General features: G+C 66.6%; 19 protein-coding genes. 10 read left to right on the top strand and 9 right to left on the bottom strand.

Annotated features, from left to right (window positions below):
- Positions 1–63: 63 nt before the first annotated feature.
- The 4 genes from ABUA28_RS04235 to ABUA28_RS04250 all read right to left on the bottom strand — a co-directional run bounded on the left by ABUA28_RS04235 (position 64) and on the right by ABUA28_RS04250 (position 2429).
- Positions 64–879, bottom strand: a complete 816-nt coding sequence (locus ABUA28_RS04235) for an IS3 family transposase (RefSeq protein ID WP_349902702.1) — start codon at positions 877–879, stop codon at positions 64–66.
- A 182-nt stretch (positions 880–1061) separates the two neighbouring features.
- Positions 1062–1190 (bottom strand): hypothetical protein, encoded by a 129-nt coding sequence (locus ABUA28_RS04240; RefSeq protein WP_349902703.1) that lies wholly within the window; start codon positions 1188–1190, stop codon positions 1062–1064.
- Between the two features lie 53 nt (positions 1191–1243).
- Positions 1244–1753 (bottom strand): hypothetical protein, encoded by a 510-nt coding sequence (locus tag ABUA28_RS04245; protein ID WP_349902704.1) that lies wholly within the window; start codon positions 1751–1753, stop codon positions 1244–1246.
- Positions 1754–2273: 520 nt separating this feature from the next.
- A complete protein-coding gene (locus ABUA28_RS04250; protein ID WP_349902705.1) occupies positions 2274–2429 on the bottom strand; it encodes a hypothetical protein in 156 nt (51 codons plus the stop codon).
- Between the two features lie 506 nt (positions 2430–2935).
- Here ABUA28_RS04250 and ABUA28_RS04255 point away from each other — a divergent pair.
- Positions 2936–3403 (top strand): hypothetical protein, encoded by a 468-nt coding sequence (locus tag ABUA28_RS04255; protein WP_349902706.1) that lies wholly within the window; start codon positions 2936–2938, stop codon positions 3401–3403.
- A gap of 14 nt (positions 3404–3417) precedes the next feature.
- On the opposite strand, the gene ABUA28_RS04260 is transcribed toward ABUA28_RS04255, so the two are convergent.
- On the bottom strand, positions 3418–5169 hold the full coding sequence (locus tag ABUA28_RS04260; RefSeq protein ID WP_349902707.1) for an aminotransferase class V-fold PLP-dependent enzyme: 1752 nt from the start codon (positions 5167–5169) through the stop codon (positions 3418–3420).
- A 76-nt stretch (positions 5170–5245) separates the two neighbouring features.
- Between ABUA28_RS04260 and glgP the strand changes: the two genes are divergently transcribed.
- Positions 5246–7843: an alpha-glucan family phosphorylase gene (glgP, locus tag ABUA28_RS04265; RefSeq protein ID WP_349902708.1), complete on the top strand. Its 2598-nt coding sequence runs from the start codon at positions 5246–5248 to the stop codon at positions 7841–7843.
- A gap of 37 nt (positions 7844–7880) precedes the next feature.
- Here glgP and alr read toward each other — a convergent pair whose 3' ends face one another.
- Both alr and ABUA28_RS04275 read right to left on the bottom strand, forming a co-directional pair.
- Positions 7881–9014, bottom strand: a complete 1134-nt coding sequence (alr, locus tag ABUA28_RS04270; RefSeq protein ID WP_349902709.1) for an alanine racemase — start codon at positions 9012–9014, stop codon at positions 7881–7883.
- A 3-nt stretch (positions 9015–9017) separates the two neighbouring features.
- On the bottom strand, positions 9018–10262 hold the full coding sequence (locus ABUA28_RS04275; RefSeq protein WP_349902710.1) for an NAD(P)/FAD-dependent oxidoreductase: 1245 nt from the start codon (positions 10260–10262) through the stop codon (positions 9018–9020).
- A gap of 135 nt (positions 10263–10397) precedes the next feature.
- Here ABUA28_RS04275 and ABUA28_RS04280 point away from each other — a divergent pair, with 135 nt between their 5' ends.
- Positions 10398–10910 carry an Lrp/AsnC family transcriptional regulator gene (locus ABUA28_RS04280; protein WP_349902711.1) on the top strand — a complete coding sequence of 171 codons (513 nt, stop codon included), beginning with the start codon at positions 10398–10400 and terminating at the stop codon, positions 10908–10910.
- A gap of 112 nt (positions 10911–11022) precedes the next feature.
- On the opposite strand, the gene ybaK is transcribed toward ABUA28_RS04280, so the two are convergent.
- Both ybaK and glgX read right to left on the bottom strand, forming a co-directional pair.
- Positions 11023–11499: a Cys-tRNA(Pro) deacylase gene (gene ybaK / locus ABUA28_RS04285; protein WP_349902712.1), complete on the bottom strand. Its 477-nt coding sequence runs from the start codon at positions 11497–11499 to the stop codon at positions 11023–11025.
- A 12-nt stretch (positions 11500–11511) separates the two neighbouring features.
- Positions 11512–13569: a glycogen debranching protein GlgX gene (gene glgX / locus ABUA28_RS04290; RefSeq protein ID WP_349902713.1), complete on the bottom strand. Its 2058-nt coding sequence runs from the start codon at positions 13567–13569 to the stop codon at positions 11512–11514.
- A gap of 60 nt (positions 13570–13629) precedes the next feature.
- On the opposite strand from glgX, the gene ABUA28_RS04295 reads away from it, so the two are divergent.
- From ABUA28_RS04295 to gatB, 7 genes are all read left to right on the top strand, one after another.
- Positions 13630–14826, top strand: a complete 1197-nt coding sequence (locus ABUA28_RS04295) for a cysteine desulfurase family protein (protein ID WP_349902714.1) — start codon at positions 13630–13632, stop codon at positions 14824–14826.
- 291 nt (positions 14827–15117) lie between these two features.
- Positions 15118–16224, top strand: a complete 1107-nt coding sequence (gene mnmA, locus ABUA28_RS04300; protein ID WP_349902715.1) for a tRNA 2-thiouridine(34) synthase MnmA — start codon at positions 15118–15120, stop codon at positions 16222–16224.
- Between the two features lie 170 nt (positions 16225–16394).
- The gene (gene ligA, locus ABUA28_RS04305) at positions 16395–18695 is read left to right on the top strand and encodes an NAD-dependent DNA ligase LigA (protein ID WP_349902716.1); all 2301 of its coding nucleotides are present in this window, start codon (positions 16395–16397) and stop codon (positions 18693–18695) included.
- Positions 18696–18936: 241 nt separating this feature from the next.
- Positions 18937–20409 carry an alpha/beta hydrolase gene (locus tag ABUA28_RS04310; RefSeq protein ID WP_349902717.1) on the top strand — a complete coding sequence of 491 codons (1473 nt, stop codon included), beginning with the start codon at positions 18937–18939 and terminating at the stop codon, positions 20407–20409.
- An 89-nt stretch (positions 20410–20498) separates the two neighbouring features.
- Positions 20499–20822 carry an Asp-tRNA(Asn)/Glu-tRNA(Gln) amidotransferase subunit GatC gene (gatC, locus tag ABUA28_RS04315; RefSeq protein ID WP_349902718.1) on the top strand — a complete coding sequence of 108 codons (324 nt, stop codon included), beginning with the start codon at positions 20499–20501 and terminating at the stop codon, positions 20820–20822.
- Positions 20819–22333, top strand: a complete 1515-nt coding sequence (gene gatA / locus ABUA28_RS04320) for an Asp-tRNA(Asn)/Glu-tRNA(Gln) amidotransferase subunit GatA (protein ID WP_349902719.1) — start codon at positions 20819–20821, stop codon at positions 22331–22333. Before gatC ends, gatA begins: the two co-directional genes overlap by 4 nt.
- Complete coding sequence (gatB, locus tag ABUA28_RS04325; RefSeq protein WP_349902720.1) at positions 22333–23832, top strand: Asp-tRNA(Asn)/Glu-tRNA(Gln) amidotransferase subunit GatB; 1500 nt, start codon at positions 22333–22335, stop codon at positions 23830–23832. Before gatA ends, gatB begins: the two co-directional genes overlap by 1 nt.

The raw sequence follows: 23832 nt of genomic DNA on the forward strand, positions 1-23832 counted from the left end.
CCTCGGCCGTTTGACACCCATCGAGTTCGAGACCATCATGACCACAACGACCGCAAACGCGGCCTAAGAATACGAGTAACCGAAACCCTCAGCAGTCCCTTCGACCTGCTCGACGGTTCTCCAGGGGCCTTGTTGACGGATCAGTTCGGTCTTGTAGAGGTTGTTGATCGCCTCGGCGAGGGCGTTATCAAACGAGTCGCCGACTGTTCCGGTAGAGGGCACTGCGCCGAGCTCGATGATTCGGTCGGTGTAGACCATCGCCATATAGTTCGAGCCGTGATCCGAGTGATGGGTCAGCCCGGCCAGGCCTCCGCCGGCGTCCCAGGCGACCATGTCCAGCGCCTGCAACGGCAAGATCTCCGCTTTGAGTGCCGCAGTGACGTTCCAGCCCACGATCGGGCGCGAGGGGACGTCGGTGACGAAGGCCACGTAGGCGAACCCAGACCAGGTCGCGACATAAGTCACGTCGCAGACCCATAGCCGCCGCGGAGCGTCGGCCCGGAATCGGCGATTCACGAGATCCGAAGGCAAGGACAGGGCCTTGTCGATCTTCGTGGTGAACACGCGTTTGGACTTCTTCACCCCGCGAACCCCGGCCAGACGCATCAGCCGTTCTGTCTGGTCCCGGCCGATTTCCCAGCCCTGCCGACGCATCAGGGCGTGCATTTTCCGGCGCCCATAAACGCCGTAGTTCTCCGCATGCAGCCGTGCTATCTCCGGCACCAGCCGGTCATCCCGCAACTGTCTGGCCGACGGCGCCCGAATCACCGCGGCGCGATAGCCGCGCGAGGTGAGGAACCCCTGAACTGCCGGTAGGAGGACGCGGCAGATGAGCTCGACCCCGAAACGACCCCGGTGTTCATTGATGAACCGGATCATCTCGGTCAGGGGAGGTCGAGCTCCTTCGCGAACAACACGCTCGCAGCCTTGAGGATCTCGTTCGCCTTGCGCAGCTCGGCGATCTCCTTCTGCAACCGCTTGATCTCCGCGGCGGCATCGGTGGTGACCCCGGGCTTCAGCCCGGCGTCGACCTCATAGCGGCGCTGCCACAGCCTCAGCGTTTAGGGGCTCATCCCGAGTAGTCCGGCAACGTGACGGATCGCGCTCATCATCGTCGGGCGCTCCGGCCGAGCCTCCGCAAGCATCCGCAGCGCCCGCCCACGCATCTCCAGTGAATATGTCCTGTTCACCGTGTTCCATCCTTACTTGAAGAACGGAACAAAAGTCAGGCCGATTCAGCGTCTTATTTGTGCTCCCCTACAGCAGCCAACCGATCCTGCTCCAATTGGCTTACCAAGGTCTTCAATTCGGCACTTCCGGCCCGAAGAGTCGCGACCGAGCGTTTACCCGTCACCGCAAAACTCAATGATTCGGGTGACTCCCACAATTCGACACAGAGTGCGCCCATCGGTCGCAGTGAATTGTCGATCACACCGAGATGGATGGCACGAATCGCTGACCAATCAATGTGACCAAACCGCTCCGGCCGGAGGACACCGCGCCAAAAGCCCAATCCGGAGCTATCCGCCGTATATGCGAAGGTGAAGTCGCGACCATTGCGGCTATAAGAATCGACGAAGCCAGATGCACGCAGCCGAGAGCTGAACGACGCATTCCAGCGAGCTGTGCCTGAGCGAACTCCAATGTTGGAAGCTCGGAGAGCCTTCAACCGCATAGCCCCAGGAAGAAAAACGAGCGATGAGAGCAGGAGCACGATAACGCAGATCGACATGACGGTGACGTAGAACTGCACTCGACCTCCGAATGCCGCCGGGTCTGAACTTCTGGCCGCGCGCTGGAGGTCGGCAACTATTCGGCTGGTACTCAGTAGGGCTAAAACCAAGGCTGCAGCGGCCCATAGGAATCGCGCACGTAGAGATCTCACTGGTCTTCCGCGTATCTACGAGGATCTCGCCCACGAGCGTTCGAGAGACTTCTCTTGAGACGAGAGCGAGTGCGGAAATAAACGTAGAGATACAGGGCAGCAACGAGAAAGGAGACGAGCACCAGATACTGGCCGACGCCAATCGGGACAGTTGCCCCAACGGTGAAGAGCACGATTGCACAGACAAGCAGACCAAGTCGGGTACCGAAAATAATCCCGAGCTGAGACGGGGTCACCGAGAAAACCTCCTCGCGACCCGGTTTGCCCATTTTCGTTGTCCAATGCCTTCGACGATCTCGATAACGTTCCTCAGACTCGTATATTGCCACCTGATCAAGCCTTGAACAATAGTCGGATCAATCTTCGGACCAATGCGGTCCAACCTCGCTCACGCGCTCGGCTCAAAGGTCCCGAAATCGCCCCACCATGCCACGCTGTGGGAATCATGCCACCACCGGTCATCCGACGGACCAATCGGCTCACCGATGTCCCAATCCGCCACGTTTTCGCCAAAGGCGCGGGCGCTCATGCCGTCGATGCTCACGCCGTCTGGATAAGTTGTTCGCGCTGGTGTCCCTCTGTGCCGCCGGAGCCCAATGGTCTCACTGCCCCATGGTGCAATGTAGACAACACTTATTTGGTCGCCAGGGCCGACCCAAGCGTCAATGACGTCGACGTATTTTCCTTCAGTCAGGCTGCCGACGATCAAGCGGGATAGGCAGGAATAGAGCGCCTCTTCGGCCCAACTCTTCCGAACGATTGCGTCCAGTTCGCGCAGTAACTGATGGTGTCTCGTTGTAGTCACAAGTTCTCCTGGTTCATTCATCGCTGCTTGCGCGTTTCCGTGACCCAATTGGGGCAAACGATCATTCCTTTGCAATATGAATCGCCCCGGGTTGTGTGGAGGGTCTGATTCCGCGAAGGATGATGATCATGCCAGCACTTGGCCTCAATCGTTACCGGGAATAACCAGAGCGGTGGCGGTGGATGCCTGAATCCTCTTGAACGACAAGCCGGGCCGGTCGGGGGGTATCTCGCGTGCGATTGGTAGTGACCGAGAGTAAGGCAATAGGTGTCGTCCTTGTTTTGGGTGCCTCCGCGATTAGTTTGACTGGTTGCGATAACACCATCTTCTGGGGACCGATGTCCATCCAGCGCGATGGTGCGCATCTCCTGGTCGCCGTATGCCAGTCCATCGATGTCATCGATGGTTTCGCGTCCGAACGGAACGAAGGTGAAAAAGTTCCGTGGCATCGCTTCTGGACCGAGCGAGGTTCTGCACACCTAAGCGAAGGCACCTTCCTTAGGCCCTCTCAGGGGATCTCGGGGCGTTCCGGGATGCTCCTTGGAGATCCGTCGATGAGCGCGGGTTCGGACATCACTGTGACGTTGAACGCCGTCAGGGCCGAAGACGGAATCTCGGGAGAATTCCTTTTAGGCGCGCACGGGCTATCCGAAACAACGTGGCTGCACCCGGACGGAAGCCAGACCAATGAACCCTGCGGCACGGCAAAGTGAAGCACTGACCAGCGTCAGGGAGCAAGGCACTCCGCGGGCAGCTCGAACCAGCGCAGGTGCTCGACGCTTTCGTCGAGGGTGACGGTCGGTGAGTTCTGCTGCGCGGGCCGCGGCGGGGTGTCGAACAGGGCGCGGGCGTAGGCGAGCGCGTCCTGGCGGGCGGATGCCGGGGCCACGTCGTCCTGGCGCGGGAAGGTCAGCGCCCCGTCGGCGTCGTAGCCGACCTGGCTGAGCCTGAGCGGGGGCTCGACCGGCCCGTTGCGGTGCCGCCAGAGGCCGGATGCCAGCTCGAAACGGTAGTCGGGCAGCAGCTTCCAGCCGTGCTCTGCCACGAGCACGACCGCATCGAGAATGTAGCGGAACGCCTCTTCGCTGATGAAGTAGTTGAAGTTCACCCGCACCCAGCCCGGCTTGATGCCCTCACAGCCGCCCAGCACCTCCTGCTCGAACTCGCGAGAACGCTCGAGGTCGATGCCGAGAAGCCGGTGCCCGTAGGGGCCGGCGCACGAGCATCCGCCCCTGCTCTGGATGCCGAACAGGTCGTTCAGAATTGCGACGACAGCGTTGTGGTGCAGGAAGGTGCCGTCGGGGCGCTTGATCACGAAGGAGACGATCGAGAGCCGCTCCGCCTCCGTGTTGCCGAGCACCTCGATGGCCGGATGCGCGTTCCACACCGCCACGGCGCGGCGCAGGAAGTCGTGCTCGCGCGCCTGGATCGCGTCAACACCCACGGCCTCTTTGAGGGCGAAGACCAACCCGGCCCTGATCGACTCGATGATCGCCGGAGTGCCCGCCTCCTCTCGGTGCTCTGGATGCGCGATGTAACGGTGGTCTTCGGTGTTCACGTAGCTCACCGTGCCGCCGCCCACCGCGTCGGGCACGGCGTTGGTCAGGAGCGCGCTGCTGACGATGAGCACGCCGGGCGTGCCAGGGCCGCCGATGAACTTGTGGGGTGAGAGGAAGATCGCGTCCTTGCGTTCGGCCGGGTCGGCGGGCTTGCCGTCTCGCCCGCGGGGGTTCATCTCCACGTCGACATACGGTGCGGCCGCCGCGAAGTCCCAGAACGCCAGCGCTCCGTGCTCGTGCAGCAGCCGGGTGATGGCGTGGGTGTCACTGATGATTCCCGTGACGTTGCTCGCCGCGCTGAACGATCCGATCTTCAGCGGGCGGTCGGCGTACTTCAGCAACTCGGCGTCGAGCTGGGCCCGGTCGATCTGGCCGTCTGCGTCCTCGTGAATCGTCACGACATCCGCGATCGACTCCCGCCAGGGGAGTTCGTTGCTGTGGTGCTCGAACGGTCCGATGAACACCACGGGCCGCTCGTCCGCGGGGATCCGCGCCCTGAGCCCGTGTGCGAGATCGAGCTCGCGCGGGATCCGCAGCCCCAGGATCCCGACGATCTTGTCGATGGCCGCGGTCGATCCGCTGCCGGTGAAGATGACCTTGGTGTCGTCATCGCCGCCGACGGCCGCCTTGATGGTTGCGCGGGCATCCTCGCGCAGCCTCGTGGTCTGCAGGCCCGTTCCGCTGCTCTCGGAATGGGTGTTCGCGTAGCGGGGGAGCACCTCGTCGCGAATGAAATCCTCGATGAAACCGAGCGCGCGGCCGCTTGCCGTGTAGTCGGCGTAGGTCACGGGCTTCTGGCCGTACGGGCCGTCCATCAGGCGGTCGTCGCCGATCACGGCGGACTGGATGCGCATCAGCAGAGCCGTCTCGCCCAGTGTCTCGTCGCGCGGGGGTATCTCGCAGCCCTCGATCCCGGTCATAACGGAGAGGGTAGCCGCCTTTGGGCCGGATGGGGACCCCTGCGGCATTCAGAGGGAGCGCCTAGGCTGGATGACCGTGAAAGCCATACGTCGATTTACCGTTCGTACCGTGCTCCCGGAGTCCCTGTCCGCCTTGGCGGAGCTGGCGACGAATCTCAGATGGTCGTGGCACACCCCGACGCGCGAGTTGTTCGAGCGGATCTCGCCCGAGGCGTGGGACGCGGTTGGGCGCGATCCGATCGCCCTGCTCGGCGAGATCGACAATGGCAGGCTCCAGGAGCTCGCGGACGACGAAGACTTCGTGCAGGCGACGAACAGCCTGCTCGACGACCTGCACGCCTACCTGCGCGAGCCGCGCTGGTACCAGTCGCTTCCGGAGGGAACACCGCGCTCGATCGGATACTTCTCGCCGGAGTTCGGCATCGCCGCAGCGCTGCCGCAGTACTCCGGCGGTCTCGGCATCCTCGCCGGCGACCACCTGAAGAGCGCCTCGGACCTCGGCGTGCCGATCATCGGTGTCGGCCTGTTCTATCGCTCGGGCTATTTTGCGCAGTCCATCTCGCCGGACGGCTGGCAGGAAGAGGATTACCCGGTGCTCGACCCCGACGGCCTGCCGCTGACCGTGCTGCGCCACCCCGACGGCACCGCGGCACAGGTCGTGCTCGCGCTTCCGGATGACCGCACCCTGTACGCGAGGGTGTGGCAGGTCGCGGTCGGCCGCATCCGCCTTCTGCTGCTGGACACCGACATCCCCGAGAACGACGAGTCCCTGCGCACGGTCACCGACCGGCTCTACGGCGGTGGCGGAGAGCACCGACTGCTGCAGGAACTCCTGCTCGGCATCGGAGGAGTGCGAGCGCTCAAGCTGCTCGCCGAGCTCAGCGATGCGGAGATGCCCGAGGTGTTCCACACCAACGAGGGCCACGCGGGATTTCTCGGCCTCGAGCGCATCAGTGACCTGGTGGGCGCTGGGCTCTCCTTCGCGGAGGCGCTGGAGGTCGTTCGCGCCGGCACCGTGTTCACCACCCACACTCCCGTCCCCGCGGGCATCGACCGCTTCGAGAGCGGACTCATCGAGCGCTACTTCTCCACGGAACTGCTGCCCGCCGTCACCGCCGACGAGGTGCTCGCGCTCGGCGCGGAGAACTACGAGGGCGGAACGCCCGACACCTTCAACATGGCCGTCATGGGCCTGCGCCTGGGGCAGAGGGCCAACGGCGTCTCGAAGCTGCACGGGAAGGTCTCCCGCCACATGTTCGGCGCACTCTGGCCGGGCTTCGAGTCGGATGAGGTACCGATCACCTCGGTGACCAACGGGGTGCACTCGCCCACCTGGACCGACCCGAGCCTCTACGCGCTCGCGGCGTCCACGCTCGGCGCAGATACCCCGGCACACGCGGACTGGAGATCTGCGGCGGTGAGCGACCGCGAGCTGTGGGATGTCCGCACGGGCATGCGGGAACGTCTCGTCGTCGATGCACGCCGCAGGGTCACCGCCGCCTGGGCAGAGCAGAACCCGGGCATCGCCGCCCCGGCCTGGTACTCGGAGCTGCTCGACCCGAACGTGCTCACGATCGGGTTCGCCCGGCGCGTTCCCACCTACAAGCGCCTCACGCTCATGCTGCACGATCCGGAACGGCTGCGCTCGATCCTGCTGTCGAAGGAGCATCCGGTGCAGATCGTGGTGGCGGGCAAGTCCCACCCCGCGGACGACGAGGGCAAGCGTCTCATCCAGCAGCTCGTCGAATTCTCGCAGGACCCGGACATCCGCACCCGCATGGTGTTCCTGCCCAACTACGACATCGCGATGGCGCAGCAGCTCTACCCGGGCACCGACGTCTGGCTCAACAACCCGCTTCGGCCGCTCGAGGCCTGCGGCACCTCTGGCATGAAGGCGGCGCTCAACGGCTCGCTCAATCTCTCGATCCTCGACGGATGGTGGGCCGAGCTCTACGACGAGGAGAACGGCTGGGCGATCCCCAGCGCTGACTCGGCCGGTGACGCCGCCGAGCGCGACAAGCTCGAGGCAGAGTCGATGTACGACCTCATCGAGCACCAGATCGCGCCGCGCTACTACGACCGCGGCAGCGACGGGGTGCCCACGCGCTGGGTCGAGTCGATCAGGCACACCCTGTCGACGCTCTCGCCGGAGCTCTCCGCCGACCGGATGGTGCGGGAGTACGTGGAACGGCTCTACGTGCCCGCTGCGCACTCCGAGCGCGCCGTCGCTGCGGACTCCTACGCGGGTGCGCGCGATCTCGCAGCGTGGAAGGCGCGCGTGATCGAGGCCTGGCCTCGCGTCTCCGTTCCCCACGTCGAATCCGGCGGGGTGGATGCTGCACCGCAGCTCGGCGACACCCTCCACGTGCGGGCGTACGTGAACCTCGACGGCCTGGGCCCCGATGACGTGTTGGTGCAGGTCGCGCACGGGCGCACCGGCTCGGGCGACGAGCTCATCGACCCGCAGTACACCGAGCTCGAGATGGTCTCCGGGCAGACGGTCGCGGCCACGCGGAACCAGTCCGATCGCGCGGATGACGCGGGGGCGGTGCAGTTCGGCGGCAGCGTGACGCTCGACCGCGCTGGTGGCTTCGGCTACAACGTGCGTGTCGTGCCGAAGCATCCGCTGCTCGCCTCGCCCGCGGAACTCGGGCTCATCGTCCTCGCGCACTGAGTCCGCTGGTCGTTGCCCGGTGTGGCGGGGCTCCGGGTTACACGCCGGTGTAGACGCGCTCGACGCGCCCGCGGATGCTCGTGGCCAGTTCGTAGTGGATCGTGCCGAGCCGCTGCGCCCACTCCGTGAGCCCGTCCGTGCCCGCGCCGATGATCGTGGCGTCGTCTCCCACCTCCACGGACGACTCGTCACCGAGATCGACGAGGAACTGGTCCATGCACACCCGCCCGATCGCGGGGTAGCGCCTGCCGCCGATCGCGACGTCGAAGCGCCCCGAGAGCAAGCGCGGGATGCCGTCCGCATAGCCGAGCGGGATGAGCGCGACCGTCGTGTCGTGTGGCGCGGTCCAGGTGTGGCCGTATGACACGCCCTCGCCCGCGGCAACCCGCTTGGTGAGGGCGACCGGTGCGACGAGGGAGAGCGCCGGCGTGAGCCCGAAGTCCTGCCCATCGACGGGGGAGAGGCCATAGCTCGCGATGCCCGCGCGCACCAGGTCGAAGTGGGTGTCCGGCCGCGTGAGCGTCGCGGCCGAGTTGGCCAGGTGACGCACCCTCGGGGTGATGCCGTGTGCTTCGAGGGCAGCGATGCCCTCGAGGAATTTCAGTACCTGTCGCTCGGTCACCGGGCTCGCCGGGTCATCCGCGCAGGCGAGATGGGAGAAGATGCCGCGCACGGACACTTCGCCCGTCGCGACGGCTCGCGCCGCCTCCGCGAAGAAGGCAGGCCAGTCGCTCGCGGCGCAGCCGTTGCGATTCAGGCCGGTGTCGATCTTGAGGTCGATCCTGGCCTGCACACCGAGGGCCCGCGCCGCGGTGCGGATGGCCGCGAGCTGGTCGACGGACGAGACGCCGAGCGTGACGTCGGCATCCAGTGCGCTCTCGAAGTCGGTGGATGGCGTGTGCAGCCAGGCGAGCACGGGCGCGGTCACACCCGCGGCCCGCAGCGCGAGCGCCTCCGGGACCGTGGCGACGCCGAGCTCGGCCGCTCCGGCCTCGAGCGCCGCTCTCGCGACGGCCGCCGCGCCGTGGCCATAGCCGTCGGCCTTGACCACGACCATGACCTTCGCCGGCGCCGCCGCACGAATCAGAACCCCGACGTTGTGGCGGATGGCATCGAGGTCGATGACCGCGCGAGGGCCGTCAGCGGAGGGGAACAGGCTCGAGCGAGGCACGACTCAGCGTAACGGGTCGAACGGTGCGAGCTCCGCAGGAACCTCGCCGGTGACGATCTGATGGGCGAGCAGCTTGCCGGTGGCGGGCCCGAGAACGATGCCCCACATCCCGTGTCCGCCTGCCATGTAGATGCCGGGCGCGGCGCTGGCACCGACGACGGGCAGGCCGTCCGGGGTCACCGGACGCGAGCCCACCCACTCGTCCTTGCGGTCATCCAGGTCCATGCCGGTGAACAGTGGCCGCACGGTCGAGAGGATGGCGTCGACGCGGCGGCGCTGGAACGGCTCGTCGGGCCTGCGGAACTCCATCGTGCCCGCGATGCGGAAGCGCCCCTCGTAGGGCGTGCAGGCGATGCGCTCCACCGGGAAGTACACCGGATGTTTCGTGGGCTTCTCGGTCGGAACGCTGAAGGAATATCCTCGCCCGGCCTGGATGAGCGTGCGCAGGCCGAGCGGCCTGGCCAGCTTCGGGAGCCAGGCGCCCGTGGCGAGCACGGCGACGTCCGCTCGCACGGACTCCCCGCCGGCGATCTCGGCGACGACGCCTCCGGCGTCCGGCCTCACGTTCGTGACGTTCGCCGCGCTGTCCAGCCGTGCACCGCGGGCGACGACCGCGCGCCCGAGGGCAGCGACGAAGGGGCCCGGCTCGATGAAGCGCTGCTCTTCGAGGGCGAACACCGTCGAGACCGCGTCGGAGAGCTGGGGTGCGAGCTCGCGTGGGTTCTCCAGTCGGTGCAGTGGAACGCTCTGCCCGTGCTTTGCGACGCTCTCCAGCTCGTGCACGAAGCCGCGGCTGTCTTTCTCGCGCACGAACCCGACCACGAACGGCCCCTCGTGGGTGACGGAGTCCACGCCGCCGGCCGTCAGCTCGTCGAACGACTCGAGCGCGATCCTGTCGATGGGGGTCAGCGCGGCCATCGTCTTGTCCCAGGCGCGCTGGGTGCCGCGGCTCACGAAGCGTGCGAGGAAGCTCCACAGCTTCGGGTCGACGCGGAACGGCACGTGCAGCGGAGCGTTCGGATCGAGCAGCGCCTTGGGGCCGTAGCTCCAGACCGAGGGGTCAGACAACGGCATCGCCATGCCGGGGGTCAGCCATCCGGCGTTGCCCCAGGACGAGCCGCTGGCGACTCCGGCCTTGTCGAGAACGGTGACTTCGACGCCGTGCTCCTGCAGGTGCCAGGCCGTGGCGAGCCCGACCATCCCTGCCCCTACGACGATCGCGGACTTCGGTGGGGCTGTGACGCTCATCTGCTGGCTCTCTTCTCCTCGGCCGGGCGGCCGGAACTCACGGCGGTCGACGATGACCGTCAATCGACTCCATTGTGAAGATAATTCCGCAGATTCTCAATTATGCCGTAGATAATTCTGTATATGATCGGATGCATGGCCACATCATCAAGCACACGCGGCGATCACGGCACTGAACCGAATGAAATTCGGTCGGGTCTGGACGAGATCGATCGCGGCATCCTGCGCGTGCTCGCCGACGACGCGCGCACGCCGAACAACGCGATCGCCGCGCACCTCGGGATTGCGGCCTCGACCTGCCTCGCGCGCATCCGATCCCTGCGCGAACGGGGCATCATCCGCGGTTTTCGCACCGACATCGACCCCGTCGCACTCGGGCGCGGCCTGCAGGCGCTCATCTCCATCCGTCTGCACTCTCACGCGCGCCCCAAGATCGCCGCGTTCCGGGACTTTCTCGCGCAGCTGCCGAGCGTGGAGAGCATCTATTTCGTCACGGGGGATCGCGACTTTCTCGTGCACGTCGCCGTCGAGAACTCCGTGGCGCTGCGCGATCTCGTCGCGGGGACCCTCAGCGTGCGCCCGGAGGTCTCCGACACCAACACGAGCGTGCTCTTCGACTACCTGCGTCCCGGCTTCCGCTCCCTCTGACCGGGTCCCGGCCTCGTTCCGGGGATCGTTGGCGATTTCCGCCTTAAGACGTGCAGTTTAGGGCGGAAATCGCCAACAATCCGCTGTGCTGCGGCGCGGGAGGCCGACGAGGTTAGTCGCGGGCGATGGGGGCGAGGAGCGCGGAGGTCGCGGCGACCAGGTCGGCGGGAGCGAGCTCGATGTCGAAGCCTCTCTTGCCGCCCGAGACGAACACCGTGTCGAAGAGCTCCGCGGTCTCGTCGAGCACGGTCGTGAGCGTGGTCTTCTGCCCGATCGGGCTGATGCCGCCCACGACGTAGCCGGTCTTGCGCTGCGCGAGCGCCGGATCGGCCATGGATGCTCGCTTGCCGCCGAGCGAGGCGGCCAGCGCACCGAGATCGAGGCTTCCCGTCACCGGAACGATGGCGACGACGAGGCGGCCATCGACATCCGCCACAAGGGTCTTGAAAACCCGCTCAGGTTCGAGGCCGAGCGCGCTCGCCGCCTCCGTGCCGAAGTGGCGGTTCGCGGGGTCGTGCTTGTAGGAGTGGGCGACGAAGCGGATGCCCGCCGCCGTGAGCGCGACCGTCGCCGGTGTGCCGTTTGCCATGAGCGCCTGCCCCTAGTGTGCGCGGAACAGCTGCATCGAGGTGCCGGCGATCTCGAGCCTCGCGCCCGGCTCGTGCTCGGCGGCCGAGGCATCATCCGCTGCGCTGTTCCAGAGCAGGGTGTACGCGCTGACCCCCTCGTGATGTGGCAGCGTGACGGTCTCGTCGGACTCGAGGCCGTGCACCACCAGCAGGATGCGGTTGAACTCCTCGAACTCCGGAGTGGATGCCGCCAGATATTGAAGCGTGCGCTCCGCAGGGGAGTCCCAGTCCTCGATCGACATGGAGACGCCGTCCTTGTTGAACCAGTCCATCTGGCTGGCAGACGGCACGTTCTCGCCGGAGACTCCGAAGTTCACCGGTCTCAGCGCCGGGTTCTCGCGCCGCAGTCGCAGCAGCGTTCTCGACACGGCGAGCAGGTTGTCCTGCCAGTCCTCGCGCTCCCACGGCAGCCAGGTCAGCACACTGTCGTGGCAGTAGGCGTTGTTGTTGCCACGCTGGCTGCGGCCGAACTCGTCGCCGGCCGTGATCATCGGCAGGCCGGCCGAGAGCAGCAGCGTGCCGAGCAGGTTGCGGATCGCCTTCTCGCGGGATGCGATGATGCCGGGGTCGTGGCTCTGGCCTTCGACGCCGTAGTTGAACGAGTTGTTGTTGTCCGTGCCGTCACGGTTGTTCTCGCCATTGCCCAGGTTGTGCTTCTGGTTGTACGAGACCAGATCCGCTGCGGTGAAGCCGTCGTGCGCGGTGATGAAGTTGACGCTCGCGAGCGGACCACGCTCGGGCGAGAAGGTGCCGGATGACCCGGAGAGCTTGGCCGCGAGCTGGCCGATCCCGATCGGCGCGGCCCCGGTCGACCGCGCCGCCGCGATGTCGGTGAGCCAGAAGCTGCGCGCGCGGTCGCGATAGTTGTCGTTCCACTCCGACCACCCACGCGGGAATCCGCCGACCTGCCAGCCGCCCTCTCCGACGTCCCAGGGCTCGGCGATCATCTTCACGCCCGCGAGCTGCGGGTCGTTCACGATGGCCTCGAGCAGCGGATGCGCGGGGTCGAAGTCCACGTTCTCGTCACGTCCGAGCGTCACGGCCAGGTCGAAGCGGAAGCCGTCGACCTGCACCTCGTTCGCCCAGTAGCGCAGGGAGTCGAGCACGAGCCGCTGCGCGACCGGGGACGCGAAATTGACCGTGTTGCCGCATCCGGTGACGTCGATGTAGTGGCCCTGGGCATCCTGCCGGTAGTAGCTCGCGTTGTCGAGGCCGCGCAGGCTCGTCGTCGGGCCGCCGATGCCCTCCTCCGAGGTGTGATTGAAAACGACATCGAGAATCACCTCGAGGCCCGCGTCGTGCAGCAGCCGCACCATGCCCTTGAACTCGCGCAGCACGGCACCGGTACCGCCGAACTGGGCCGAGCGCGACGCGTAGGCCGCGTGCGGGGTGAAGAAATTGAGCGTGTTGTAGCCCCAGTAGTTGCTGAGCCCCTGCTTGATCAGTCGCTGTTCGCTCACGAACTGGTGCACGGGCAGCAGCTCGATCGCGGTCACGCCGAGATCTTTCAGGTACGCGATCGCCGTGTCGTGGGCGAGTCCGGCGTAGGTGCCGCGCAACTCCTCCGGAACCGCGGGGTTGAGCTTCGAGATGCCCTTGGCGTGCGCTTCGTAGATGACGGTGTGGTCGAGCGGCACGTTCGGCTTGCCGACCCCGGCCCAGTCGAAATCGTTGTCCTGTACATAGGAACGCCACTCGCCCGTCGCGGTGCGGGCGAGACCTCGCGCATAGGGGTCGATCAGGTGCATGGTCGGGTCGAAGTGGTTCGTCGGGACGTCCGGTCCATCGGCGCGTAACGAGTATCGGGCTCCGGGGATCAGCTGCGGGGACGTGCCGGACCAGACGTTGTCGGCGTCCTTCGTCAGCGGCACGGACTCGGAGACCCAGTCGGAGTCGTTGTCGTTGAGCAGGCACAGCTCCATCGAACTTGCGGAGGCCGAGAAGACGCGGATCTGCCCGCCGTCGCCGGTGGAACGCACCCCGAGATCGCGCAGGGGGTCGGTCGCGGTGGACGGCTCTGCATCAGGCATGCGTTCTAGAGTAATGACTGCGAGCGAGCAGTCGGTGTCACGGCCCGCGGGGAGGATGCGATGGCCGTCTATCTCGACCACGCCGCGACCACGCCCATGCTGCCGGAGGCGCGCGCGGCCTACGTCGACGCACTCGACCTGGTCGGCAACCCGTCCTCGATCCACAGCCAGGGGCAGAACGCGAAGCGGATGCTCGAGGAGGCCCGCGAGCAGGTCGCGGACTCGCTCGGCTGCGATCCGATCGAGGTCGTGTTCACCTCGGGAGGAACGGAGTCGGTCAACCTCGCGATCAAGGGGCTGTACTGGGCGCGCAATGGTGCGGCGCCCGCTGGTCGAGTAGGTCGCTCTGCGACCGTATCGAGACCCCGCCCCCGCATCCTCGTCCCGCGCGGGGAGCACCACGCCACGGTCGACACGGTCGAGTGGCTGGAGCACTACGTGGGTGCCGTCATCGAGTGGCTGCCGATCGACGAGCTCGGGCGCATCCGTCTCGATGCGCTCGCCGCGGCCCTGGAGCGTCCGGATGACGTTGCACTCGTCAGCCTGCTCTGGGCGAACAACGAGGTGGGAACGATCCAACCCGTCGCGGAGGTCGTCGCGCTCGCAGAGGCTCACGGCATACCGGTGCACGTGGACGCGGTCTCCGCGTACAAGCACGTGCCGATCGACTTCGCTTCGTCGGGCCTTGCGGCGCTCAGCGTTTCCGCGCACAAGATCGGCGGCCCGCTCGGCATCGGGGCGCTCGTGCTCTCGCGCCGGGCATCCGTCGTGCCGCTCATCCACGGGGGAGGGCAACAGCGCGACGTGCGCTCCGGAACCCAGGATGCGCCGGCCGCGATCGGGTTCGGTGTGGCGGCGCAGCATCCCGCGACCTCGTTGCGGCCGCTGCGCGACCGGCTCATCGCGGGGGTGCGTGCCGCGGTGCCGTCCGCTGTGCTGCGCGGAGACCCGGTCGATCGCGTCGACAACAACGTGCACTTCACCTTCCCCGGCTGCCAGGGCGACTCACTGCTCTTCCTGCTGGATGCCGCGGGCGTCTCGGTCAGCACCGGTTCGGCCTGCCAGGCGGGCATCCCCGAGGCCTCGCACGTGCTCATCGGCATGGGACTCGACGAATCCGAGGCGCTCGGCGCGCTGCGCATCACGATCGGCCACACCACGACGGATGACGATGTCGATGCCTTCCTCGCCGCGTTGCCCGCCGCTCACGAGCGCGCCCTCCGCGCCGGCTACGCCGCGCGCGACGTGGCCCGCTGACCGCGCCGCCCGCCCCCGCCCCCGCCCGCTCCCCGCCCGCATCCGTCTCTCCTCCGCCCAAATGAAGGAGTTGGTCGCCGTCGGCGCTGGCGGTCCCCCGGAAATATAGGGAAGTGCTGCGCGCCAAGCCCCTTGACTCCTTCATTTGGGCGGCGGGATCGCGAAAAGACCCCGCGATCCTCGAACGCCTCGACACGATCGACGCTCGCTTCGGCGCAGTGGAGAAGACCCTCACCGCATCCCTGACCTGCATGAATCGGCGGCTCGGGGCGGCCCGCGTACACTTGACCGGTGAAGGTTTTGGCAGCGATGAGTGGCGGGGTCGACTCTGCCGTGGCCGCGGCGCGCGCCGTCGACGCGGGGCACGAGGTGGTCGGCGTGCACCTGGCGCTCAGCCGCATGCCGGGCACGTTGCGCACCGGGAGCCGCGGATGCTGCACCATCGAGGACTCGATGGATGCCCAGCGAGCGGCCAACATCATCGGCATTCCGTACTACGTGTGGGACTTCTCCGAGCGCTTCAAGCTCGACGTCGTGGACGACTTCATTGCCGAGTACTCCGCTGGTCGGACTCCGAACCCGTGCATGCGCTGCAACGAGCGCATCAAGTTCGCAGCCCTGCTCGAGAAGGCGCTCGACCTCGGATTCGACGCCGTCGCCACAGGGCACTACGCGAGCATCGTGATGGATGCCGACGGCAACCCTGAGCTGCACCGTGCGGCCGACTGGGCCAAGGACCAGTCCTACGTGCTCGGTGTGCTCAGCGCCGAGCAGCTCGCGCACAGCATGTTCCCGCTCGGCTCGACGCCGTCGAAAGCCGAGGTGCGCGCGGAGGCCGCCGCTCGCGGCTTCAGCGTCGCGACCAAGCCGGACAGCCACGACATCTGCTTCATTCCGGATGGCGACACCCGCGGATGGCTGGCCGAGCGCATCGGCGCGGAGAAGGGCGTCATCCGCGATCGCTCCGGCGAGGTCGTCGGCAGCCACGAGGGCGCCGCGGCATTCACGATCGGCCAGCGCAAGGGGCTCAACCTCGGCGTTCCGAGTCCGGATGGCCGCCCACGATTCGTGCTGGAAGTTAAGCCAGCGAGCAACGAGGTCATTGTCGGCCCGCGCGAGGCCCTCGATCTCGCGCAGCTCTCCGGACGCCGGTTCAGCTGGGCAGGCCAGCCTCCCGTCAATCCTGAGATCCCGTTCGACTGTCACGTGCAGGTGCGCGCCCACTCGGATCCGGTGCCTGCTTCCGCCGTGCTGATTGACGGCGAGCTCGTGCTCACACCGAAGAACCCCATCAACGGCGTCTCCACCGGCCAGACCGCGGTGATCTACGTCGGAACCCGCGTGCTCGGCCAGTTCACGATCGACGCCACCGTCAGCGCGGTCCCCGTCGGCACCTGATCGGCCCTGGCTGTTCCTCTCTCCGCTGTACCTTTCATCATTCAGGAGGATGTGTGACGGATGATGCTGCTGTGGATGGTGAGGTCCGTCCAGTCGACTTTGGCCACTCTGGTCCCACCACCTCCCGAATGATGAAAGGTCCTGTCGGCGGTGCTGCCTAGACTTGCCCCGTGGCAGAAACGACGGGTGGCGCGGCAGACACAGACACCGAACGGTTGTCCCTTGAGCAGGCGGGCGCGGAGGCCGGGGAACTGACCTCGCGCATCCTCGAACTTCGAGATGCGTACTACGAGCGCGATGAGGTGCTCGTGAGCGACGCGGAGTACGACCTCATGATCCACAGGCTCGAGCAACTCGAGCGACTGTTCCCCGAACTGCAGAGCCAGGACAGCCCGACCCAGACGGTCGGCGGCAGGGCCGACTCAACCCTGTTCGCACCCGTCAGGCACGCAGAGCGGATGCTGAGTCTCGACAACGTGTTCTCGATCGAGGAATTCGAGGAGTGGGCCGCCAAGACCGAGCGCAGCTCCGGCCGCAGGATCGACTACCTGTGCGAACTCAAGATCGACGGACTCGCGATCAACCTGCGCTACGAGAACGGTCAGCTCGTCAGTGCCGCCACCCGTGGCGACGGGGTGGTCGGCGAAGACGTCACAGAGAACATCGCGCACGTGAAGAGCATCCCGACGAGGCTCGCAGGCACGGGGCACCCGCCCATCGTCGAGGTGCGCGGAGAGGTGTTCTTCGAGACCGCCATCTTCGACCAGCTCAACGCCGACCAGGTGGCGGCGGGCGAGCGAGTGTTCGCGAACGCCAGGAATGCGGCATCCGGAAGCCTGCGACAGGTGAAAGAAAAGAAAACCGAGGTGCAGCTGCAGCGCATGTACCAGCGCCTCGGTCGACTGAGCATGCTCGTGCACGGTATCGGCGCCTGGCCCGTTTCTGATCAGAACGGTCCGCCGGTCAGCTCGCAGTCCGAGGTATATGCGCTGCTGAGCGGCTGGGGCCTGCCCACGAGCACCCACTTCGAGGTCAAACGCACGGCGAAGGAGGCGGCGGAGTTCATCCGACACTTCGGTGAGAACCGGGCCAGCGTCGAGCACGAGATCGACGGCATCGTGATCAAGGTGGATGAACTGGCCCTGCACGAAGAACTCGGCGCCACCAGCCGGGCCCCGCGCTGGGCCATCGCGTACAAGTACCCGCCGGAGCAGGTGAACACGAAGCTGCTCGACATCGTGGTGAGTGTCGGACGCACGGGGCGAGTCACCCCCTTCGCCGTCATGGAGAAGGTGCGAGTGGCAGGCAGCGAGGTGCGCCAGGCCACGTTGCACAACCAGGACGTCGTCAAGGCGAAGGGCGTGCTGATCGGCGACACGGTCGTGCTGCGCAAGGCGGGGGACGTCATCCCCGAGGTGCTGGGACCCGTCGTCGAACTGCGCGACGGCACCGAGCGCGAGTTCGTCATGCCGAGCCACTGCCCGGAGTGCGGGACGGCGCTCGCCCCGGCCAAGGAAGGCGACATCGACCTGCGCTGCCCGAACGCGAAGAGCTGCCCTGCACAGGTGCGTGGTCGCGTCGAGCACATCGGCAGCCGTGGCGCGCTCGACATCGAAGGCCTCGGCGAGGTGGGTGCCGCGGCGCTCACGCAGCCCGATTTCCCGGCCGACCCGCCGCTCGTCACCGAGGCGGGCCTGTTCGCGCTCACCAGTCGCGATCTCTTCCCGATCAGGGTGACCGTGCGCGACAACGAAGACGGGCACATCAAGTTGAATGATGACGGAACGCCGAGGATCGAGACGCCGTTCCAGCGCCAGCGCAGGAAGAAGGGCAAGGACGCGGACCCCGCGTTCGACCCCGCCGCAGAATTCGACGGGGACGAAGATTTCGTCTTGTCGAGCGCGGCGATCAAGCTCATCAGCGAGCTGGAGAAGGCGAAGACGAAGGAGCTGTGGCGTCTGCTCGTGGCGCTCAACATCCGCCACGTCGGCCCGGTCGCCGCTCGCGCGCTCGCAACATACTTCGGATCGCTGGAGGCCATCCGCGCGGCCTCGGAAGCGGAACTCGCCGCGGTCGACGGTGTCGGCAGCATCATTGCGGAGTCCCTGCTCGCCTGGTTCCAGGTTCCCTGGCACGTGGAGATCATCGAGCGCTGGACGGATGCCGGCGTGCGGTTCTCGATTCCGGGTCACCCCGGCCCTGGCGCGGCCTCCGACGCCGGGGGAGTGCTCGCCGGCCTCACGGTCGTCGCCACGGGGAGCCTCGAGGGTTTCACCCGCGAAGGGGCGCAGGAAGCGATCATCAGCGCGGGAGGCAAGGCCGCCTCGAGCGTGTCGAAGAAGACCGACTTCGTCGCAGCTGGCCCCGGTGCCGGGTCGAAGCTCGGCAAGGCGGAAGAGCTGGGTATTCGCATCATCGATGCCGCCCAATTCGCCGTTCTCGTGACCGAGGGCCCGGCCGCCCTCGACTGAGTCGCACCCGCCGGCGAAGAAATATTTACATATATTTCTCACGGAATCCCTAGGTGAGCGGTAACAATGACCCTACTATTGGGGGTGCACGGAAATTTCGTTGAGGCGCCGTCCCCCCGCGGCGCCGATGGCGAGCAGATAGGCCGAATTGCTGGTTATTGTCGCAGCTCTACTTACCCCCTCTGGTGCTGTCAATGGCGTCGCAGAGGCCTTTGGGCTGCACGAAATAGGTCAGCAGGTCGTGTCGACCGCGGTCACCGACCGAACTGACTCCTTTTTTCTTGCTCGCGGACCGTTGCTGTCTGGTATCCGCGCCGGTGACACGGGGTCGATCATTGCGGGGGCGAATGGAGCGGCGGGGGACGGCACAGGGTCGGCGCTGCCGTGGGCCATTCCTGCGTCGCTCACACAGCCGGAGGCGTCGGTCGTGGGAACCCCTGGCGGCGTCGGCGCGGGTGTCGGCGATGGGGTGGCAACGGCGAACGGCGGCACGGCCGCGACGAGGGTGGATCTTGCGCTGCTGCCGAAACTGAGGGGCACGGCGCTGCTCAACCAGCTCGCCCTGCTGCCGCGCGCAGAACTGAGCGAGTTCGTGTCACAGAACAAGAGCCTGATGCACGGCCTCGTGAAGAACCCGCCGGCCGCGCGGGAGGTCTCGGCCTGGTGGGCGGCGGCTTCGCCGAGCGCGCGCGCATCACTCGTGAAGGTCTCGCCCGAGGTCCTCGGCAACCTGCCCGGTGTGCCGTTTGAGGTGCGCAATGATGCAAACCGTACCTATCTGAAATCGTCGATACACGAGTTGAAGTCGTCGATGCGCGGGCTCGGTCGTGGAGAAATCGTCAACGCGCGAGTGAAACTGCACATGCTCGAGCAGGTGCAGAAGGCGCTGCGGAGTCCCACGTCTGAGGCAGCACCGGGTTCTGTGGCACCGGACAAGTCGCTGCTCACGTTCGAGTCAGAAGGCTCGGGCAGAGCGGCCATCGTCATCGGCGATCTCGCCACGGCTGACTACGTGAGCTACCTCGTGCCCGGCATGTTCTTCTCGGTCGACACCGCGCTGAACACCTGGACGAACGTCGCCACCGATCTGAACCGTGAGCAGACTGCGTGGGTTTCCAGACTCTCCGCGCACGATCCCTCGATGGCGGGCAAGACGGTGGCCACCGTGGCCTGGATCGGCTACCAGACCCCGGGGATCACGGGCATCGCATCCCTCACACTCGCCGACCAGGGCGCTGACCTCATCGGGCGCGCAATCGACGGGGTGCAGGCGGTGCGCAGCGGCTCTGAGCCGTTCGTGACGGTGATCGGGCACTCCTACGGCTCGACCGCGGCGATGATCGAACTCGCCAAGGGCGCGATGCACGTGGATGCCCTCGCGCTGATCGGATCGCCGGGCAGCGCGGCCCAGACCGCCTCGGCGTTGTCCGTGACGAACAACAATGTTTATGTGGGGGAAGCAGCCTGGGATCCCGTGGTCAATTCTGCCTTCTATGGCAGTGACCCGGGGTCGAGCACCTTTGGTGCCCACAGGATGAGTGTGGCTGGCGGCGTTGACCCGATCACGCATAACGCGTTGACAGCGTCCGCCGGCCACCTCGGTTACTTCGCGCCCGGTTCTGAGTCGATGCGCAACCTTGCGCTCATCGGCCTGAACCACGGGTCGCTCGTCACCCAGGGCACGACGATGGATGCGAGCCGCACGCTTCGCTGACCGTCGCCGGACGCGGCTCCTGCGGAAGGCGCCGGGTGCCCACCGACTAGAATTGCCGTATTCCCGCGAAGCCTTGAGCACGGAGCCGTATGTCTGAAACCAGTCCTGAGTCCCGCGACGCGATCACCACAGATCAGGTCGCACACCTCGCAAACCTCGCCAGGATCGCCCTCACCCCCGAGGAGATCGAGAAGCTCACCGGCGAGCTCGGCGTGATCATCGATTCGATCGCGAAGGTGTCTGAGGTGGCGACGGCGGATGTTCCGGCTACGAGCCATCCGATCAGAATGGTCAACGTGTTCCGGCCCGACGTGCCGGGCGAGACGCTCACGACGGAGCAGGCGCTCGCCGGGGCGCCCGACCACGACGGCAGCAGATTCCGTGTGTCCGCGATCCTGGGAGAAGAACAATGATTGATCTGACCAGACTCACCGCGGCCGAGCTGGGCGCGAGACTCGAGGCCAGGGAGGTCTCGAGCGTCGAGGCGACCCGCGCCCACCTGGATCGCATCGCCGCGGTCGACGGTGACGTCCACGCCTTCCTGCACGTGTCATCCGCCGCCCTGGATGTTGCCGCGGATGTCGACGCACGCCGTGCGGCGGGGGAGAAGCTTGGGCCTCTGGCGGGGGTTCCCATCGCCATCAAGGACGTGCTCTGCACGATCGACATGCCCTCGACCGCTGGCTCGAAGATGCTCGAGGGCTGGGTGCCGCCGTACGACGCAACCACGGTGCGCAAGCTCCGTGAAGCGCATCTCGTTCCCCTCGGCAAGACCAACATGGACGAATTCGCGATGGGCTCCTCCACCGAGCACTCCGCGTTCGGCGCAACCCACAACCCGTGGGACCTGGACCGCATCCCCGGTGGCTCCGGCGGCGGTTCGGCCGCCGCGGTGGCCGCCTTCGAGGCTCCCCTCGCGCTCGGTTCAGACACCGGAGGCTCGATCAGGCAGCCCGCGGCGGTCACCGGATCGGTGGGTGTGAAGCCGACCTACGGCGGAGTCTCGCGCTACGGCGCCATCGCGCTCGCGTCATCCCTCGACCAGGTCGGTCCTGTCACCCGCACGGTGCTCGACGCGGCATTGCTGCACGACGTGATCGGCGGCTACGACCCGCGCGACTCGACCTCGCTGGGGGATGCCTGGCCGTCGTTCGCCGATGCGGCCCGCGACGGGGCTCGCGATCGTTCACTCAAGGGCGTACGCATCGGTGTCGTCACGCAGCTGAACGGCGAGGGCTTCCAGGCCGGCGTTCGCAGCCGTTTTGCAGAATCGCTCGAGGTGCTGACCGCGGCCGGTGCCGAGATCGTCGAGGTCTCCGCGCCGAACTTCGAGTATGCGATCGCCGCGTACTACCTGATCCTCCCCGCGGAGGCCTCGAGCAACCTGGCCAAGTTCGACTCCGTGCGCTTCGGCCTGCGCGTCAACCCACCCGGCGGTGGAACGGTCGAGGATGTCATGGCCGCGACGCGTGAGGCCGGGTTCGGTCCAGAGGTCAAGCGTCGCATCATCCTCGGTACCTACGCGCTCAGCGCCGGCTACTACGACGCCTACTACGGCAGCGCGCAGAAGGTGCGCACGCTCATCCAGCGCGACTTCGACGCCGCATTCGAGAAGGCGGACGTGCTGATCAGCCCGGCGGCGCCGACCACGGCATTCAAGCTGGGGGAGAAGCTCGAGGATCCGCTGGCCATGTACCTGAACGACGTCACCACGATCCCCGCGAACCTCGCCGGCGTGCCCGGAATGGGCCTGCCCATGGGGCTCGCGCCCGAGGACGGCCTGCCCACGGGCATTCAGCTCATGGCGCCAGCCAGAGCGGATGCGCGGCTCTACTCGGTGGGAGCGGCCCTCGAGGCGCTGCTCGAAGACAAGTGGGGGCACACGCTGATAAGCCAGGCCCCCGAGCTGAAGGTGGGTGCCTGATGGCCAAGGCAGAACTGATGGACTTCGACAAGGCCCTCGAACTGTTCGAGCCGGTGCTCGGCTTCGAGGTGCACGTCGAGCTGAACACGCGCACCAAGATGTTCTCGGACGCACCGAACTTCTTCGGCGGTGAGCCGAACACCAACATCACGCCGGTAGACCTCGGGCTGCCGGGCTCCCTGCCCGTGGTCAACGAGCAGGCGATACGGTACTCGATCAGCCTCGGCCTGGCACTCGGCTGCGAGATCGCGCCATCGAGCCGTTTTGCACGCAAGAACTACTTCTATCCCGACCTCGCCAAGAACTACCAGATCAGCCAGTATGACGAGCCGATCGCTCACGACGGCAACGTCGAGGTCGAACTGCCGAACGGCCGCGTCGTGCAGGTGTCGATCGAGCGCGCGCACATGGAAGAGGATGCGGGCAAGCTCACGCACGTCGGCGGCGCGACCGGCCGCATCCAGGGTGCGGATCACTCGCTCGTGGACTACAACCGTGCCGGTGTTCCGCTCGTGGAGATCGTCACCAACATGATCACCGGAGCCGAACACGACGCCCCGGAGCTCGCGAAGGCCTACGTCTCGACCATTCGCGACATTGTCGTCTCCCTCGGCATCTCCGAGGCGAAGATGGAGCGCGGAAACCTGCGCTGCGACGCCAACATCTCGCTCTCGCCGCGTGGCTCAGGCACACTCGGCACCCGCACAGAGACCAAGAACGTGAACAGCCTGCGCAGTGTCGAGCGTGCCATCCGCTACGAGATCCAGCGTCAGGCGGCCATCCTCGCGAAGGGCGGCACGATCACCCAGGAGACGCGCCACTGGCACGAAGACACGGGCGTGACCTCCGCCGGACGTCCGAAGAGCGACGCGGATGACTACCGCTACTTCCCCGAGCCAGACCTGCTGCCGGTCGAGCCCTCGGCCGAGTTGATCGAGGAGCTGCGTGCCGCGCTGCCCGAGGCGCCGGCCATCCGTCGTCGCCGGCTCAAGGAGGCGTGGGGCTTCACCGACCTCGAGTTCCAGGACGTGCAGAACTCGGGCCTGCTCACCGAGATAGAGCAGACTGTTGCGGCCGGTGCGACGGCCCAGTCCGCCCGAAAGTGGTGGACCGGCGAGATCGCGAGGCTCGCCAACATCGCGGATGCCGACCCCTCATCGCTCGTGTCGCCAGAGCACGTCGCCGCGCTTGTGTCGCTCGTGGACTCCGGCGAGCTCACCGACCGGCTCGCGCGGCAGGTGCTCGAGGGCGTCATCGCGGGAGAGGGATCGCCGGCCGAGGTCGTCGAGAAGCGCGGCCTGAAGGTCGTCTCGGATGACGGCGCCCTCATCGCCGCGATCGACGAGGCTCTCGCCGCCCAGCCCGATGTTCTCGAGAAGATCCGCGACGGCAAGGTGCAGGCGGCCGGTGCCGTGATCGGCGCCGTCATGAAGGCCATGAAGGGCCAGGCGGATGCCGCACGCGTTCGCGAACTGGTGCTGGAGCGCGCCCAGCAGTAG

Origin of the sequence: Parafrigoribacterium humi, from assembly GCF_040227205.1 — a bacterium.
Taxonomy (GTDB): Bacteria; Actinomycetota; Actinomycetes; order Actinomycetales; family Microbacteriaceae; genus Parafrigoribacterium_A; species Parafrigoribacterium_A humi.

What these genes read in the sequence shown, in the direction of transcription:
- ABUA28_RS04235 (WP_349902702.1), bottom strand. Translation starts at nt 879, where the DNA reads ATGATCCGGTTCATCAATGAACACCGGGGTCGTTTCGGGGTCGAGCTC.
- ABUA28_RS04260 (WP_349902707.1), bottom strand. Translation starts at nt 5,169, where the DNA reads ATGACCGGGATCGAGGGCTGCGAGATACCCCCGCGCGACGAGACACTG.
- ABUA28_RS04275 (WP_349902710.1), bottom strand. Translation starts at nt 10,262, where the DNA reads ATGAGCGTCACAGCCCCACCGAAGTCCGCGATCGTCGTAGGGGCAGGG.
- ABUA28_RS04280 (WP_349902711.1), top strand. Translation starts at nt 10,398, where the DNA reads ATGGCCACATCATCAAGCACACGCGGCGATCACGGCACTGAACCGAAT.
- ybaK (WP_349902712.1), bottom strand. Translation starts at nt 11,499, where the DNA reads ATGGCAAACGGCACACCGGCGACGGTCGCGCTCACGGCGGCGGGCATC.
- glgX (WP_349902713.1), bottom strand. Translation starts at nt 13,569, where the DNA reads ATGCCTGATGCAGAGCCGTCCACCGCGACCGACCCCCTGCGCGATCTC.
- ABUA28_RS04295 (WP_349902714.1), top strand. Translation starts at nt 13,630, where the DNA reads ATGGCCGTCTATCTCGACCACGCCGCGACCACGCCCATGCTGCCGGAG.
- gatC (WP_349902718.1), top strand. Translation starts at nt 20,499, where the DNA reads ATGTCTGAAACCAGTCCTGAGTCCCGCGACGCGATCACCACAGATCAG.
- gatA (WP_349902719.1), top strand. Translation starts at nt 20,819, where the DNA reads ATGATTGATCTGACCAGACTCACCGCGGCCGAGCTGGGCGCGAGACTC.
- gatB (WP_349902720.1), top strand. Translation starts at nt 22,333, where the DNA reads ATGGCCAAGGCAGAACTGATGGACTTCGACAAGGCCCTCGAACTGTTC.